Source organism: Curtobacterium sp. MR_MD2014, from assembly GCF_000772085.1.
GTDB lineage: Bacteria > Actinomycetota > Actinomycetes > Actinomycetales > Microbacteriaceae > Curtobacterium.
In genome coordinates this window covers 1,369,285-1,385,933 of record NZ_CP009755.1, presented here as the reverse complement: position 1 = coordinate 1,385,933, position 16,649 = coordinate 1,369,285, and the positions used below count along the sequence as shown (strand labels likewise).

At 72.1% G+C, this 16,649-nt stretch carries 15 protein-coding genes; all 15 read right to left on the bottom strand.

Annotation, left to right across the window (positions count from 1 at the left end; genetic code table 11):
- Positions 1–163: 163 nt before the first annotated feature.
- Positions 164–1,093: an RluA family pseudouridine synthase gene (locus tag NI26_RS06385; RefSeq protein WP_066653773.1), complete on the bottom strand. Its 930-nt coding sequence runs from the start codon at positions 1,091–1,093 to the stop codon at positions 164–166.
- A complete protein-coding gene (lspA, locus tag NI26_RS06380; RefSeq protein WP_235426561.1) occupies positions 1,090–1,758 on the bottom strand; it encodes a signal peptidase II in 669 nt (222 codons plus the stop codon). Before lspA ends, NI26_RS06385 begins: the two co-directional genes overlap by 4 nt.
- A gap of 2 nt (positions 1,759–1,760) precedes the next feature.
- Entirely contained in the window at positions 1,761–2,456 is a 696-nt protein-coding gene (locus NI26_RS06375; protein WP_066653770.1) for a DivIVA domain-containing protein, read from the bottom strand.
- Between the two features lie 184 nt (positions 2,457–2,640).
- Positions 2,641–2,937, bottom strand: coding sequence for a YggT family protein (locus tag NI26_RS06370; RefSeq protein WP_235426555.1), 297 nt, complete (start codon positions 2,935–2,937; stop codon positions 2,641–2,643).
- Positions 2,938–3,010: 73 nt separating this feature from the next.
- A complete protein-coding gene (locus NI26_RS06365; protein ID WP_066653765.1) occupies positions 3,011–3,598 on the bottom strand; it encodes a cell division protein SepF in 588 nt (195 codons plus the stop codon).
- Positions 3,599–3,641: 43 nt separating this feature from the next.
- A complete protein-coding gene (locus NI26_RS06360) occupies positions 3,642–4,361 on the bottom strand; it encodes a YggS family pyridoxal phosphate-dependent enzyme (RefSeq protein ID WP_066653762.1) in 720 nt (239 codons plus the stop codon).
- An 8-nt stretch (positions 4,362–4,369) separates the two neighbouring features.
- The gene (gene ftsZ / locus NI26_RS06355) at positions 4,370–5,533 is read right to left on the bottom strand and encodes a cell division protein FtsZ (RefSeq protein ID WP_066653758.1); all 1,164 of its coding nucleotides are present in this window, start codon (positions 5,531–5,533) and stop codon (positions 4,370–4,372) included.
- A gap of 191 nt (positions 5,534–5,724) precedes the next feature.
- The gene (locus tag NI26_RS06350; protein WP_066653756.1) at positions 5,725–7,107 is read right to left on the bottom strand and encodes an FtsQ-type POTRA domain-containing protein; all 1,383 of its coding nucleotides are present in this window, start codon (positions 7,105–7,107) and stop codon (positions 5,725–5,727) included.
- A complete protein-coding gene (gene murC / locus NI26_RS06345; RefSeq protein ID WP_066653754.1) occupies positions 7,104–8,531 on the bottom strand; it encodes a UDP-N-acetylmuramate--L-alanine ligase in 1,428 nt (475 codons plus the stop codon). The genes NI26_RS06350 and murC overlap by 4 nt, the downstream gene beginning before the upstream one ends.
- On the bottom strand, positions 8,528–9,628 hold the full coding sequence (locus tag NI26_RS06340) for a UDP-N-acetylglucosamine--N-acetylmuramyl-(pentapeptide) pyrophosphoryl-undecaprenol N-acetylglucosamine transferase (protein ID WP_066653751.1): 1,101 nt from the start codon (positions 9,626–9,628) through the stop codon (positions 8,528–8,530). Before NI26_RS06340 ends, murC begins: the two co-directional genes overlap by 4 nt.
- Positions 9,625–10,929, bottom strand: coding sequence for a putative lipid II flippase FtsW (gene ftsW / locus NI26_RS06335; protein ID WP_066653749.1), 1,305 nt, complete (start codon positions 10,927–10,929; stop codon positions 9,625–9,627). The genes NI26_RS06340 and ftsW overlap by 4 nt, the downstream gene beginning before the upstream one ends.
- Entirely contained in the window at positions 10,898–12,427 is a 1,530-nt protein-coding gene (gene murD / locus NI26_RS06330) for a UDP-N-acetylmuramoyl-L-alanine--D-glutamate ligase (protein ID WP_066653747.1), read from the bottom strand. Before murD ends, ftsW begins: the two co-directional genes overlap by 32 nt.
- Positions 12,417–13,520 (bottom strand): phospho-N-acetylmuramoyl-pentapeptide-transferase, encoded by a 1,104-nt coding sequence (mraY, locus tag NI26_RS06325; RefSeq protein ID WP_066653744.1) that lies wholly within the window; start codon positions 13,518–13,520, stop codon positions 12,417–12,419. The genes murD and mraY overlap by 11 nt, the downstream gene beginning before the upstream one ends.
- Positions 13,517–15,013 carry a UDP-N-acetylmuramoyl-tripeptide--D-alanyl-D-alanine ligase gene (locus tag NI26_RS06320; RefSeq protein WP_066653743.1) on the bottom strand — a complete coding sequence of 499 codons (1,497 nt, stop codon included), beginning with the start codon at positions 15,011–15,013 and terminating at the stop codon, positions 13,517–13,519. Before NI26_RS06320 ends, mraY begins: the two co-directional genes overlap by 4 nt.
- A complete protein-coding gene (locus NI26_RS06315) occupies positions 15,010–16,635 on the bottom strand; it encodes a Mur ligase family protein (RefSeq protein WP_066658047.1) in 1,626 nt (541 codons plus the stop codon). Before NI26_RS06315 ends, NI26_RS06320 begins: the two co-directional genes overlap by 4 nt.
- Positions 16,636–16,649: the final 14 nt, after the last annotated feature.

The following is a 16,649-nucleotide window of genomic DNA, read 5'->3' as shown; positions in this document are numbered from 1 at the left end:
GGGCCCGCCACGCGCCTCCCGTCCCGACGCGCGCCGCGCTGGCCCCGCCCGAGCGGGCAGGACACGCCGCGCGTGTTCCGCCGAGCGGGCCGAACACGTCGGGCGAGGGCACCGAGCGCGACAGATCTGGCCCGCTCGGCGCGCCGCCCGCGCCGCGGCCGGCCTACGCCGAGGCGGCGCGGATGCGGTCGAGCGCCTGCTGCAGGTCGTCCGGGTACTCGGCCCGGAACTCCACCCACGCGCCCGTCCGCGGGTGCTCGAACCCGAGTCGCACCGCGTCGAGCCACTGCCGCGTCAGTCCGAGCTCGGACGCCAGCACCGGGTCGGCGCCGTACATCGTGTCGCCGACGAGCGGGTGCTTCGTCGCCGCCATGTGCACGCGGATCTGGTGCGTCCGCCCGGTCTCCAGGTGCACCTCGAGCAGGCTCGCCGACCGGAACGCCTCGAGCGTCTCGTAGTGCGTCACGCTCGGCTTGCCGTCGGCCGTGACCGCGAACTTCCAGTCACTCGACGGGTGCCGTCCGATGGGTGCGTCGATGGTGCCCGAGGTCGGATCAGGATGCCCCTGCGCCAGCGCGTGGTAGACCTTCTCGACGGTGCGCTCCTTGAACGCCCGCTTGAGGTGCGTGTACGCGAGCTCCGTCTTCGCGACGACCATCAGGCCCGAGGTCCCGACGTCGAGCCGGTGCACGATCCCCGCCCGCTCGGCGGCGCCGGAGGTCGCGATGGTGAAGCCGGCCGCGGCGAGCCCACCGGGCACCGTCGGCCCGTCCCACCCGGGCGACGGGTGCGCGGCGACGCCGATCGGCTTGTCGACGACGACGATGTCTTCGTCGTCGTGCACGACCCGCATGCCCGGGACCTCGACCGGCACGATGCGCGGGGGCTCCTTCGGGGACCACTCGACCTCGAGCCAGGAGTCGGCGTGCAGCCGGTCGGACTTGCCGACCTCGACGCCGTCCACGCGGACGCCGCCGGCCGCGACGACCTCGGCCGCGAAGGATCGCGAGAACCCGAGGAGCTTCGCGATGGCCGCGTCGACCCGCTCGCCGGCGAGGCCGTCGGGCACGGGCAGGGAACGCTGCTCGCTCACGTCGCGTCGTGCCCGAGGACGTCACGACCGTCGCGCGGCGCGCGCGGGTCGGGCTCCGCCACCACCGGATGGGAGGCGCGGGACGGCTCCGCCCCGTCGGCGACCGAGGAGCGGGCCGCCGCCTCCGCAGCGCGCTGCTGCTTCGCCGAGAGGGCACGGGTGCCGTCGAGGTTCACGCCGACGATGACGAGCAGGACGAAGACGACCATGCTCACGCAGATGAACGAGTCGGCGATGTTGTAGATCGCCGGCATCATCCACGGCGTCGAGATGAAGTCCACCACGTGACCGCGGCCGAAGCCCGGTTCGCGGAAGAGCCGGTCGAGCAGGTTGCCGAGCGCCCCGCCGAGGAGCATGCCGAGCACGATCGCCCACCACATGGACCGGATGCGACGGGCGAACACGATGATGCCGACGACGACCGCGGTCGACACGATCGAGAACACCCAGGTCATGTTCACCGCGAAGGAGAACGCGGCACCGGGGTTCCGGACGTAGAGCAGCTGGAGCGCGTCACCGAGGACGGGGACCACCTGTCCGTACGGCAGGTGCGCGACGACGAGCGCCTTCACGCCCTGGTCGAGCGCCACCACGACCACAGCGGCGAAGGCCAGTGCCGCGATCGCGCGGACACTGACCTTCGCCGTTGGTGCTGGTCGGACCAACGTCAGTTGCCGAAGCCCTGCGCTGACGCCGGCGCGGGGGTGAGGCCGGACTCCTGCGAGCCGGACCCGTCGAGCTCGGCGAGCTGACCCTGGATGTAGCTCTTGAGCTGCGCACGGTAGTCGCGCTCGAACGTGCGGAGCTCGTCGATCTTGCCCTCGAGCTGACGCTGCTCGCCCTCGAGCACGGCGACGCGCTGGCGGTTGGTGTTCTCGGTGTCGGCGATGATCTGGCGCTGCTTGGCCTCGGCCTCGGAGACCAGGCGAGCTGCCTGCGCGGTGCCCTCGGCGATGAGCGCGTCGCGCTTCTCGATGCCCTCGCGGACGTGCTCCTCGTGCAGACGACGAGCGAGCGTGAGGAGGTTCGTGGTGCCCTCGGTGTCCTCGTCGGCCGGGACGGTCGACGGCGCCGGAGCAGCGGCGGCGACCGGCGCGGGCTCCGGAGCAGCGGCGACGGGGGCCGGCTCGGGCTCGGGGGTCGACTCGGGCTGCTGCTCGACGGACTGCTCGGCGGCGGCCGGCTTCGGCGCCGACTCGGCGGCCTGCAGGCGCTGGCGGAGCTCGTCGTTCTCGGCCGTCAGGCGGCGGAGCTCGACGACGACCTCGTCCAGGAAGTCGTCGACCTCGTCCTGGTCGTAGCCCTCGCGGAACTTCGTCGGCTGGAACCGCTTGTTGACTACGTCTTCCGGCGTCAAAGCCATTGCCGTCACCTCAATAGAACTGCTGAACGTGTGGAACCACTTGCGTCGCGACCGAATCTACCAGCCACCACGAGCGGTGCGGATGCCCGCCGGAGCGGACATCGATCCCGACCACCGTACACCGCGGCCGGAGGGGAACCGCGACGTTCGTCGCGGCGTGGCGCGTGTCGCGGTGGGCGCGGGCTCAGAACCCGCGTGCGAGACCGCCGACGATCACCCGGAGGATGATCACGACGAGCATGACGATCGTCCACCCGAAGTCGAGCGCCACCGGCCCCAGTCGGAGCGGCGGGAGCAGGCGTCGGACGAACCTGATGGGCGGATCGGTCAGCGTGTACACCACGTCGGCGACCACGAGCAGGGCGCCACGAGGACGCCAGGACCGGTTGTACGCCTGGACGATGTCGAACGCGAACCGACCCCACATCACGAAGAAGTAGAGCAGGAGGGCGAAGGAGAGGATCCCGAAGACCACGGACACGATGGGGCTCGCTCGGCTCGGGTGCGTCCGCCGTCATGGCGACCGCACGGGGCGGGGTGAACCGGGGTACGGCTCAGGACTGGGCGAAGAAGGACGCCTCGATGTCGGACTCTACCTCAGCGGGCTCACCGCTCACCGCGACGTGGGCCGGCGACAGCAGGAAGACCTTGTTGGTCACGCGCTCGATCTTGCCGTACAGGCCGAGCGACAGGCCCGACGCGAAGTCGATCATGCGGCGGGCGTCCGACTCGGTCATCTGCGAGAGGTTGATGATGACGGGGATGCCGTCGCGGAAGCTCTCGGCGATGGACTGGGCGTCCTTGTACTCGCGCGGGTGGACGGTGAGGATCTCGTTCATTTCCTGGACCGGGGTCGCCTTCTGTGCGGTCGTGTGCGAGCGGCGGAGCGGGGTGACCTGGGCGCCGCGCTGGTGGGTGTGCGTCTTGGGCTCGGCGGGGACCGCTGCGGGAGCTGCTGCCGCCGGGGCAGCGGCTGCGGGCGCAGCGGCGGCCGGAGCCTGCGCGGCCGGAGCTGCAGCGGGAGCCGTGGCAGGGGCGGCGGCCTGGCGCGTCGGCGCGGCCTGCTGCTGCTGCTCGTCCTCGTACAGTTCCTCGTCGGCGAGGCCGAGGTAGACCATCGTCTTCTTGAGCGGGTTCGCCATGGTTCCTCCGGAGGTCGGTGCTCGTGGGTGCCCTGCAACGAGGCTAGGGCGCGGCCGGCCGGTTTCCCGTGATTGCGGTCCCGATCCGCAGGTGTGTCGCGCCCTCCGCGATCGCCTCGGCGTGGTCCCCGCTCATGCCGGCCGAGATGTCGGTCGCGTCGGGGGCGATCGCCGCGACCCGGTCGGAGACGTCGCGGAGCCGCGCGAAGGCCCGTCGGGGCTCCTCGTCGAGGGGCGCGACCGCCATCACGCCGCGGAGTCGGATCGTGCCGGTGCGCAGGACCCGTTCGACCATCGCCTCGACCGCGTCCGGCTGGACGCCACCACGATCGGGGTCGTCGGTCAGGTTGACCTGCACGAAACCGTCGACCACCCGGGGCTCCGGCTCGGTCTCGGTCGGCGCGAAGGCATCGACGACGGAGTCGCGGTCGAGCGACTGCACGACGTCGGCGTAGCGGCGCACCTGCCGCGCCTTCTTCGACTGCAGCTGACCGACGAAGTGCCACGTCAGGTCGAGGTCGGCCAGCTCGGCGGCCTTGGCCTGCGCCTCCTGGTGCCGGTTCTCCCCCACGTCGGTGACCCCGAGTGCGGCGAGCTCGCGGACCAGCGACGCCGGGTGGTACTTCGTCACGACGACGAGCGTGAGGTCGTCGGCCGAGCGCCCGGCGGACCGGGCGGCGTCGGCGACGGACGCGCGGACGGACGCGAGACGCGCCTCCAGTCCGTCACGGTCGACGGTCTGGAGGCGCGCATCACCTGCCATGGGTCGGCTTACTTCAGGAAGTCGGGGACGTCGAGCTCGTCGTCGTCGTCGAACGCCGGGTCGGCGGCACGACGCACGGGCGCCTCGTGCTCCTGCGTCGACCAGGACGGCGCGCTGGTCGCGGTGTCCTCGATCGCGCCGGTGCCGGCCGACGACGCCGCAGACGACGTGCCGGAGTCCGCCTCGACCCAGCTGGAGCGACGCTCCTTCTGCTGCGCGCCCGGCTCGCCGCCGTCGAAGCCCGCGGCGATGACGGTCACGCGGACCTCGTCGCCGAGGGTGTCGTCGATGACGGCACCGAAGATGATGTTGGCCTCGGGGTGGACGGCCTCCTGCACCAGGCGGGCGGCGTCGTTGATCTCGAAGATGCCGAGGTTCGACCCACCCTGGATCGACAGGAGCACACCGTGCGCGCCGTCGATCGAGGCCTCGAGCAGCGGCGACGCGACGGCGAGCTCGGCCGCCTTGATCGCACGGTCCGCCCCGCGGGACGAGCCGATGCCCATGAGGGCCGAACCGGCACCCTGCATGACGCTCTTGACGTCCGCGAAGTCGAGGTTGATGAGACCAGGGGTGGTGATGAGGTCGGTGATGCCCTGGACACCCGCGAGCAGCACCTGGTCGGCGGTCGCGAAGGCCTCGACCATCGAGATGCCACGGTCGCTGATCTCGAGCAGGCGGTCGTTCGGCACGACGATGAGCGTGTCGACCTCGTCCTTGAGTCCGGCGACGCCGTTCTCGGCCTGGGACTGCCGACGCTTGCCCTCGAAGCTGAACGGCTTCGTGACGACGCCGATGGTGAGCGCACCGATCGACTTCGCGATCCGTGCGACGACGGGCGCACCGCCGGTGCCGGTACCGCCGCCCTCACCCGCGGTGACGAAGACCATGTCGGCGCCCGCGAGGGCCTCCTCGATCTCCTCGGCGTGGTCCTCGGCGGCACGACGGCCGACCTCGGGGTCCGCGCCGGCGCCGAGGCCCCGGGTGATCTCACGACCGACGTCGAGCTTGACGTCGGCGTCGCTGAGCAGCAGCGCCTGCGCGTCGGTGTTGATCGCGATGAACTCGACCCCACGGAGGCCCAGCTCGATCATGCGGTTCACGGCGTTCACGCCGCCGCCGCCGACACCGACGACCTTGATGACGGCGAGGTAGTTGTGGTTCGTGGTCACGTCAGTCGGGCCTCCGGTCGAACCCTCAACCTCTACTTGAAGTTCAGGGGCAATGCTGGTAGTTGCGGTGCTTCCACGACGCTACGGGTGCGCTCCGCGGGCTGTCGCCCCGCCACGCCGCGTGTCGCGGATCGCGTCGCCGAGATTCCCGCCGCGAGCGGCTCGGCGGTGGTCGTCGGACCCTCCGCTCGTCACTGCGCCGGTCGGACGATGCCGTTGTCCGGTGCCGAGACGTCGAACTCGACCTCGGTGTCGGGATCGCGCGACGCGTGGTCCGCGACGAGGGCCGCGAGCAGCGACGCCTTCGCGTCGGAGGCGTCCGGGCTGCCCCAGACCACGGTCGACCCGTCGTCGAGCGTGAGCGTGACGTCGTCGGCGGTGGTCGCCCGGACGTCCGTGACCTGCCGACGGACCGTCGACGGCAGCGACAGCACGACCTCGGTCATCGTCCGGAACACCGGCGAGCCGAGCTCGGCGCGCTGCACGTCGGCGACCGGCACGCCCTCCGGACGGTCCGGCGACGACTGCACCACGATGCCCGCCGGGTCGACCAGGTCGAACGAGTCCCCCGAACGGACGGCGACGACGGGCGTCCGCTCCGTGACGGTCACGACGAGGGTGTGCGGCGGGACCTCCTCGGTGACGTAGCTCTCGATCAGCGGGAAGCCGGCGATGTCGCGCTTGACCTCGCCGAAGTCGATGCGGGCCAGCGGGGTGCCCACCTGGTCGGAGAGCGCCCGGCGGAGCGCGGTCGCGTCGACGCGCTCGGTGCCGCGGACCTCGATCGTGCGCAGGGCCATCAGCGGTGAGTAGACGGCGACCAGGATCGACGCGCCGAAGACCACCACGACGGTGCCCGCGGTGATCCAGGCAGCACGGCGGTGTCGTGCACGCCGGGTGAAGCGCCGCACCTCGGCCCGCTCGAGCAGCCGCCGGCGACGCCTCGCCACCCGTGCCTCGCGCGCGGTCTCGGCAGCGCGGACGCCGGCACCGATCGGGGACCCGTGCTCGTCGTCGGCCGCCGGGCGGGCAGCACCGGGCGCGTCGATCACGTCGGTGACGGTGGCCGCACCGGTCGCGTCGTCCGGGGTGGGCTCCTCCATCGTCGGGTCGGCCGTGGTCGCGCCCGCACCGCGGGGCGCGGTGTCCGCACCGGGGCGCGACGCGGCGCCGCCGTCACGGGCAGCGGCGGACGTCCTGCCCGCGTGGTCCTCGTCCGGGGTGTACTCGCGCAGGCGCTCGGCCACGGTCGACCAGCCGGCACCGAGGCGGCGGCCGGCGGCGCCGGCGAGGGCGCCAGCGCGCTCGCGCTGACCCTGCGCAGACGGCGGCTTCGACGAGGATCTCGGCGTCGCGCGGTGCTCGTCGGGACCTGGCGCGGCGGTGGGGGCGACCGGCTCGTCGACGGGGGCCGGCGGGGCGGTGGTGGGTCGCGCCTCCCGGCCGTCCGCCGCCGCGCCGCGTGCCGGTCGACGCGACGTCAGGGGACCACGGCGCTGCCGCGGGGCGCGGGCACCGTCGGCCGGGGCCTCCGGTTCCTCCGGACGCCCGTCGAAGCCCTCGGGACGCTTCACTGCGCGCGGTCCCCGTCGCCGTCGTGCCGCAGCGCGCCGAGCACCTGCGGGATGATCCGGTAGACGTCGCCGCAGCTGAGCGTCATGACGATGTCACCGTCGCGGGCGACCTCGGCCGCGCGGGCAGCGGCGTCGTCCCAGTCCGGCAGGAACTCGACCCTGGACTGGTCGACGAAGCGCTCCTGCACGAGGGCGCCCGTGACGCCGGGCTCCGGGTCCTCACGGGCGCCGTACACGTCGAGCACGACCGTGTGGTCGGCCAGCTCCTCGTAGACGCGGGCGAAGTCGCCGGCCATGAGCCGCGTGCGCGAGTACAGGTGCGGCTGGTGGATCGCGATGATCCGACCGTCGCCGACGACGTTGCGTGCTGCGCGGAGCGCGGCCGCGACCTCCGTCGGGTGGTGCGCGTAGTCGTCGTACACCGAGACCCCGCGCTCGACACCGTGCAGCTCGAAGCGACGCTCGGTGCCGCCGAACGCCTCGATCCCCCGGATCGCGTCGGCGGGTGCGACACCCAGCCCGGTGAGCACCGCGAAGGCGCCCACCGCGTTGACGGCGTTGTGGCGGCCGGGCACCCGGAGCGTCATGTGGTGCTGTTCCCCGCCCGCGCGGAGGTCGACCTCGACGCTCGCCGCCTCGACGATGCGCTCGATGCGGACGTCGGCGTCGGCGGCCTCGCCGAACGTGACGACCTCGGGCGCGTGCTCGCGTGCCCGCACGCCCTCGGTGACGCGCTTCGCGCCCGCGTCGTCGCTCGACACGACGATGCGCTCGCTCGCCTTCGCGGCGAACTCGACGAAGGCGTCGATGAAGGCCTGCTCGCTGCCGTAGTGGTCGAGGTGGTCGGCGTCCACGTTCGTGATGAGCGCGACCGCGACGTCGTAGAGCAGGAAGGACCCGTCGGACTCGTCCGCCTCGACGACGAACAGGTCGCTGCCACCGGGGGCCGAACTCGTGCCGAGCGACTGGATGACGCCGCCGTTGACGAAGCTCGGGTCGAGACCGAGCTCGACCATGGCGGTCACGATCATGCCCGTCGAGGTGGTCTTGCCGTGCGCGCCCGCGACCGCGACGAGGCGGTGCTCGGCGATCAGCGCGGCGAGGGCCTGGGACCGGTGCAGCACCGGGAGCCCGCGACGCTGCGCCTCGAGGAGCTCGGGGTTGTCCGGCCACAGCGCGCTCGTGACCACCACGGTGTCGGCGTCGGCGAGGTTCGCGGCGTCGTGGCCGATGTGCACCTCGGCACCGAGGTCGCGCATCGTGCCGGTCGTCGCGGTCTCGCGGGAGTCGCTGCCCGTGACCCGGTGCCCGGCGGCCAGGAACATCCGCGCGATGCCGCTCATCCCGGAGCCGCCGATGCCGACGAAGTGGACCGTGCCGAGGTCGTCCGGGATCGGCTGGGTCAGGTCCGGCTTGATGGTCATCGTTCCTCCGTGGTGCTGGTGCTGGTGCGCTGCGCGGCCTCGCGTACGAGGGCCGTCATCCGGTCCGCCCCGTCGCGATGTCCGACGCTGCCGGCTCGGACGGCCATGTCGGCGATCCGCGCACGGTCACGCAGGATCGGCAGCAGCTGGAACGTCACCCACTCGTCCGTGAACGCCGCGTCGTCGACGAGCACCGCTCCCCCGGCGCCGACGACGTCCGCCGCGTTGTGCCGCTGCTCGCCGTTGCCGACCGGGTACGGCACGAGCACGCTCGGCAACCCGACGGCCGTCAGCTCGCACACCATGCCGGCACCCGAGCGGGACACGACGAAGTCGGACGCGGCGTAGGCCAGGTCCATGCGGTCGCAGTACGGCAGGACGTGGTAGCCGTCGAGGTCGCTCGGTCCGATGTCCGACTTGCCGCCGACGACGTGCAGGACCTGCCACCCGGCGTCGACGATCGCCGTCGCCGAGCGGTTCACCGTCGTGTTGATGCTCCGCGCACCGGACGAGCCGCCCGTGACGAGCAGCACCGGGCGGTCCGCGTCGAGGCCGAACTCGGCCAGGCCCTCGGCCCGCGCGGCACGGCGGTCGAGCGTCTCGACCTCCCTGCGGAGCGGCATCCCGACCACGCGTCCGTGGCGCAGGTGGGTGTTCGAGAACGTCAGGCCCACGTGCCGGGTCAGCAGGGCGGCGAGCCGGTTCGCGAGCCCGGGCTTGGCGTTCTGCTCGTGCACGACGATCGGCGTCCCGGTCCGCTTCGCAGCGATGTACGCCGGCGCCGCCGCGTAGCCGCCGACGCCCAGGACGACCTCGACGTCGTGCTCGCGGATGAAGCGCTCGGTGCGTCGGACCGCACCGAGGAAGCCGCCGGGGAACCGGAGCGCCCGGGCGTCGAGCCGGCGCGGGAAGGGCAGGCGCGGGATCGTCAACAGCTCGTAACCGCGCATCGGCACGAGTCGCGACTCGAGCCCCTCGGCGGTGCCGAGGACGAGCACGCGGGCGTCCGGGTCCTGTTCGGTCAGCCGGTCGGCGACCGCGAGCAGCGGGTTGACGTGTCCGGCGGTGCCACCGCCGGCGAAGAGGTAGGTGCTCACCGGAGCACTCCGTTCTGTGGTGCGGAGCCGGCGCGCGGTGCCGCGGTCCGGCCCTTGCCGGGCAGTTCGCGGGCGAAGGACAGCACGACGCCGATCGCCACGAGGGTCATGATGAGGGCCGATCCACCGGCCGAGATGAGCGGCAGCGGCACGCCGAGGACCGGCAGCAGGCCGAGCACCACCGCGATGTTCACGAGCGCCTGCCCGATGATCCACGCGAGGATCCCGCCGGTGACCGTCCGGACGAACGGGTCGTCCGACTGCCGGATGACCTTGATCATGCTGACCGCCAGGACGATGAACAGCGCCAGCACGACCACGGCGCCGATGAGCCCGAGTTCCTCGCCGATGATCGCGAAGATGTAGTCGTTGTCCGCCTCGGGCAGCCACGACCACTTCGCCTTCGAGTTGCCCAGGCCGACGCCGAACACGCCACCGGACGCCAGGGCCCACATGCCGTGCACGGGCTGCCAGCAGAGGTCCTGGTACTGGTTCGAGTCGGTGCAGCCGGAGAGCCACGCGTTGATGCGGTACTGCCGCGAGGCCGACGCCATCGTGACGAACGGCAGCACGACGGCGACCGCCCCGAGGATGACGAGCAGGTGCTTCGCCCGCGCGCCCCCGATGAAGAGCGCACCGAGCAGCAGGACCAGCATGATCATCGCGGTTCCCTGGTCACCGCCGAGCAGCACCATCCCGAGCGGCAGCACCGTCGCGATGCCGACCGGCACGAACAGTTCCTTCCACTCCCGCAGCCGGTCACGCTTCACGTAGATGATCGCGCCGACGGCCAGGGCGATGCCGAGCTTGACGGCCTCGGACGGCTGGGCGCTGAACGAGCCGAGCTTGATCCAGTTCCGGTTGCCCTGGATCTCGATGCCGAGCGGCGTGTAGACGAGCAGCTGCAGGACCAGCGCCGCGGCGAGGATCCGCATCGCCCACTTCCGCCAGAGACGCGCGGGGACGCGGCTCGCGACGAGCATGAGCGGGACGCCGAGCACCGCGTACAGCCCCTGCTTGGACGCTGCGCCGAAGAAGTCGTGGGTGGCGGCGTACTGCTCGACGCTCGACGACGACAGCACCATCACGACGCCGAACACGACGAGGAAGAGCGTGACGCCCAGGATCGTGTAGAAGGTGCTCGACTCGGCGACGAAGACGTTCTTGACCGCGACGACGGCGCCCCGCGCACGGCGCTGCGAACCGGCGTGCTCGCCGCCCGCGGACGCGGTTCCCGTGTGTCCGGTGCTGCCCGTCGTGCGGCCGCCGCTACGGCCGCTCGGGAGATCCGTGGTCGCCATCGGCTGTGCCTCCCAGGTGTTCGTGGACCGCCGCCGCGAACCGGCGCCCCCGGTCCGCGTACGAACCGAACTGGTCGAACGACGCCGCCGCGGGGGCGAGGAGGACCGTGTCGCCCGGTCGTGCGACCGATGCGGCATGCCGGACCGCCTCGGGCATGACGTGATCAGTGTCCGTCGCCTCGACCTGCAGGACCGGGACCGTCGGCGCGTGTCGCGCGAATGCCTCGAGCACCGGTGTGCGGTCCGTCCCGATGACGACGACCGCTCGGGCCGTGGGGCCGAAGCGCTCGACGAGGCCGTCGATGTCGACGCCCTTGAACTGCCCGCCGACGATCCAGACGACGGTCTCGAACGATGCCAGCGATGCCGTGGCGGCGTGCGGGTTGGTCGCCTTCGAGTCGTCGACCCAGGCGACGCCGTCCGCCGTCGCGACGTGCTCGGTCCGGTGGTGGTCGGCGCGGAAGTCCTGCACGGCAGCGCGGATGTGCGCGGGCTCGACGGCGGCAGCACGCGCGAGGGCGGCCGCGGCGAGGACGTTCATGGTCATGTGCGGACTGGCGAGCCCGGCCTGCTCGAGGTCCGCCACGGTGGCGAACTCGAGCGCGCTGTTGCGCCGGTCCTCGGTGAAGGCGCGGTCGCAGAGCACGTCGTCCACGATCCCGACGTCGCCCGGCGCGGGGACCCCGGGCGTGAAGCCCACGGCACGGCACCCCTCGACCACGTCGGCTCCCTCGACCATGCGACGGGTCGACTCGTCCGAGGTGTTGTAGACGCAGGCCGTCACGGTGCGCTCGTAGACCTTGGCCTTCGCCGCGCGGTACGCCTCGGCGGACCCGTGCCACTCGAGGTGGTCGTCCGCGATGTTGAGGCAGGTGCTCGCGAGCGGCACGACGGCACCGTCGCCCGAGGTGGGCATGTAGTGCAGCTGGTGGCTCGAGAGCTCGACGACCAGCACGTCGAAGCCCTCCGGGTCACGGACGACGTCGAGCACCGGTACGCCGATGTTCCCGCAGGCGACCGCGCGGAGCCCGGCGGCCGCGAACATCGCGGTCGTCAGCTGCGTCGTCGTGGTCTTGCCGTTCGTTCCCGTGATGGTCACCCACGGTGCGGCGATCGGGCCACGGACGACCTTGTCGCGCACGCGCCAGGCGAGCTCGATGTCCCCCCACACGGTGCTGTGCTCGACCGCCCAGCGGACCGTGGCGTTGTGCGGCGGCAGACCGGGCGACACGACGACGACGTCCGGGGCCTGGGCCACGAGGGCGGCCGGCACGGTGTCGAGCGACGTGCGCTCGAACCGGGCGCCGATCACGTCGAGCAGCTCCACGGTGTCGGCGGGTCCGTCCGGCGCGAGGACGACCACGTCGCTGCCGAGCTCCACGAGCGTGTCGGCGACGGAGAAGCCGGTCGAGCCGAGGCCGAGCACGGCGACCCGCAGCCCCTTCCAGCCCTCGGCGTACCAGCTGTCGAGTCCTTCGAGGCGGGCGTCAGCCGACACGGGCGATCCACTCCAGGTAGAAGAGCCCGACACCGGCCGCGACGCAGAGCCCCGCGATGATCCAGAACCGGACGACGACGGTCACCTCGGCCCACCCCTTCAGCTCGAAGTGGTGGTGCAGCGGGCTCATCCGGAAGATGCGCTTGCCGTGGGTGATCTTGAAGTAGGCGCGCTGCAGGATGACCGAGCCGGTCACGATGAAGAACAGGCCACCGATGAGGATCAGCAGCAGCTCGGTGCGGCTGAGGATCGCCAGGCCGGCCAGCGCTCCGCCGAGGCCGAGCGAACCGGTGTCGCCGAGGAAGATCTGCGCCGGCGAGGTGTTGTACCAGAGGAACCCGATCAGGCCACCGCAGACCGCGGCCGCGACGACCGCGAGGTCGAGCGGGTCGGACGTGCTGTAGCAGGCGTGCGCGGTGCTCTCGTCGAGTCGGACGCCGCCGCAGATCTGGTTCGACTGCCAGAAGCCGATGATGACGTACGACCCGATCGCCAGGATGCTCGAGCCGGTGGCGAGGCCGTCCAGCCCGTCGGCGACGTTCACGCCGTTCGACGTGGACACCGTCAGCAGCACGATCCACGCGAGGTACAGGATCGTCCCGATGACGGTTCCGAGCACCATGAAGTCCAACCACGGGACGTCGCGGATCGCGGAGATCATCGTCGATGCCGGGGGCTTGCCGTTGCCGGTCGGCACGACGAGGGCGATCGTCGCGAACACGACGCCGACGATGACCTGCCCCAGGACCTTCGCCCAGCCGCCGAGCCCGAGGCTCCGCTGCCGACGGACCTTGAGGAAGTCGTCGATGAACCCGACGAACCCGAGCCCGACCATGAGGAAGAGCACGAGCAGTCCGGACAGCGTGACCGAGTCGCGGCCCACCAGGTGTCCGACGAAGTAGCCGAGCACCGCGCCGATGATCAGGACGATGCCGCCCATGGTGGCGGTACCGCGCTTCGTGTGGTGTGACTGCGGGCCGTCGTCACGGATGAACTGTCCCCAGCCGAGGCGGTGGAACAGCTTGATGAAGAGCGGTGTGAGCAGCAGTGTGAACACCAGCGCCACGGCGCCGGCGACGAGGAGCGCGATCATTCGGTGACACCTCCGAGGCGGTCGCCGAGGAATCGCAGTTCGGCGGACTTCGAGGACTTGACGAGGACGACGTCGCCGGGGCGGACCATCTCCTGCAGGGCGTGGACGGCTGCGTCGACGTCCTCGATGTACACGGACTCGCCGTCCCACGATCCCTCGAGGGTGGCGGCCTGGTGGATCGGCGCGGCGCCGGGTCCGACGACCACGAGCTGTCCGATGCCGAGACGGACGACGAGCCGACCGATGCGGTCGTGCTCCTCCGTCGAGAACTCCCCGAGCTCCGCCATCTCGCCGAGCACGGCGACGGAGCGCTCCCCCGGACGCACGACCTGCGCCAGGGTGCGGAGCGCCGCGGCCGTCGAGTCCGGCGACGCGTTGTAGGCGTCGTTGATGACGGTCACGCCCTCCGGTCCGCCCTGGAGCAGCTCCATGCGCCAGCGCTCGGCCCGCGTCATCGACGCGAGCGCCTCGGCGCCGGCGGCGAGCGGGACGCCCCACAGGTGGGCGACGGTGAGGGCGGCCGACGCGTTCATCGCGTGGTGCTCGCCGAGGATGGCGAGGCGGACGTCGACGGTCTGCGGGACCGGGGACGTGCCTCCAGGACGGTCCGCGGCGGCCTCGGCCGGGACGGGAGGCGCGGTGAGCGTGAAGCGCGTACCGCTGCGGTCCGTCTCGATGCCGGAGACGCGGTAGTCCGCGCCGGCGGACGTGCCGAAGCCGACGACGGTCGCGTCGGTGAGGGCACGCATGGACGCGACGCGGTCGTCGTCCACGTTGAGCAGTGCGGTCGCGGTGGCGGGCAGGTCGGTGACCATCTCCGACTTCGCGCGCTGGGTCGCCTCGATCCCGCCGAACTCGCCGGCGTGTGCGAGCCCGACCTTCAGGACGACGCCGACGTCCGGCTCGGCGATCGCGACGAGCTTGGCGATGTGCCCCTGGCCGCTGGCACCCATCTCCACGACGAGGAACCGCGTGTCGTGGGTGATGCGGAGCATCGAGACGGGGGCGCCGACGTGGTTGTTGAACGATCCCTGCGGCGCCACGGTCGCACCGTGCTGCTCGAGGATCGTGCGGAGCATGTTCTTGGTGCTCGTCTTGCCGTTCGAGCCGGTGATCCCGACGACGCGCAGCGGCGCCGGCAGTCCCTGCTCGTCGACGCGGTGGGCGCTCGAGGCGCGGACCCGCGCCACGACCTCGTGCGCGAGGGCGGCGAGGGCGGCGTAGCCGTCGGACACGACGACCTGCGCGGTGCCGGCGCCGTCGGGCAGGTCGACGGCGCGCTCGGTCACGACCAGGGCCGCACCGGCCTCGACCGCGTTCGGCACGAAGCGGTGGCCGTCGGTCTCCTCCCCGAGCAGCGCGAAGAACACGCTGCCGGTGTCGACGAGGCGCGAGTCGGTCTCGACGCTGCCGTCGACGACCTGCTCCGGGGCACCGCTGACGAGCTCGCCGCCGATCGCGGCGGCGATCTCGGCGAGGGTCAGGGCGATCATCGGGTCTCCTCCGCCGGGCCGGAGTTCGGCTCCCAGCCGGCCTCGCGCAGTGCCTGCCGGGCCTCGTCACGCGCCGAGTAGGGCGTCCGGACGCCCGCGATGTCGCGGTAGTCCTGGTGGCCGGGGCCGGCCCAGAGGATCGAGTCCCCGTCGCCGACCAGGCTCACGGCCGTGCGGATCGCCGCCTCCGGCGGGCTGACCTCGTACGTCTCGTGGTCCGGGTAGGCCTCGCGCGCGGCGTCGACCAGGGTCTTCCGGATGGACGCGGCGTCCTCGAAGCGCGGGTGGTGGTCCGTGACGACGAGGATGTCGCTCCCCGCGGCGGCGACGCGCGCCATGTCGCCGCGCTTCGTCGTGTCGCGGTCGCCGTCGGCGCCGAAGAGCATGAGGACCCTGCCCGGCGTGAACTGCCGGACGGCCGCCAGCGTGTTCTCGAAGGCGTCGGCGCTGTGACCGAAGTCGACGTAGACGCTCGGGCCGGCGTCCCCCGACACCCGCTCGGTCCGACCGGGCAGGTAGCACTCGATGGCGCTGACCGGCTGCTCGTCGGTCTCGTCCGCGTAGTGCCGGTGGTTCGAGCCGAGGGCGTGCGCGATGGCGCCGAGCTCGAACCCGCCCTCGACGAGCATCACGATCGCGAGCGCCGCGTTGGCCGCCATGTGCCAGCCGATGAGCGGCACACGGGTCGTGAGCTCACGCCCCTCGGGCCCGGTGAGGCGGAACTCGGTGTAGGCGGCGTGCGCCTCGACGATGTCGACGTGCCACTCGGCCTCGACCTCGGGGTGCACCGTGATCGTCGTGACGGGGATGCGGGAGTCCTGCACCACGCGGTGGCCCCAGTCGGTGTCCAGCGAGACGACGCCGCGACGGGCGTGCTCGGGCTGGAACAGCGGGAGCTTCGCCTGGTAGTACTCCTCCATGTCGGCGTAGTCGTCGAGGTGGTCGTGGGACAGGTTCGTGAACCCGGCGACGTCGAACACGATGCCGTCGACGCGATGGCGGCTCAGGGCCTGGGCGCTGACCTCGACGGCGACGGCGCGGACCTCGGACTCGCGCATGCGGGCCAGGAGCGCGTGCATCTCGCTCGCCTCGGGGGTGGTCAGGCGGCTCGTCACGCTGAGCGAGCCGATGTGGCGCTCCGCGGTCGAGCTGAGGCCGGTGACCAGGCCGAGCTGCTTGAGGATGCCCTCGAGGATGTACGACGTGCTGGTCTTGCCGTTCGTGCCCGTCGTCGCGAAGAGCTGCGGCAGGTCGGTGGCCTCGTCCGGGTGGGTGCGGTAGACCCACGCCGAGACGTCGCCGAGCGCGGCGCGCGGGTCCTCGACCACCAGCACCGGCAGGCCGGAGGGCTCGGCGAGTGCGACGCCGTCGGCGTCGGTCAGCACCGCGACGGCACCGCGCTCGGCGGCCTCGGTCGCGAACTGGGCGCCGTGTCGGTTCGCGCCGTGCACGCCGACGAACAGGTCACCCGGCTGCACCTCGGCAGCGCTCAGCGTGACGCCCGTCGTCTCGACGGCGTCGACGGAGCCGACCACGCGCATGCCGAACGCGTTCGCGAGTTCGGCGACGCTCCTCGGGGTCGGGTGTTCGGGTCGGAGGACCGGGGGGATCCGTGCGGACAAGTGCTCCTTCTTCC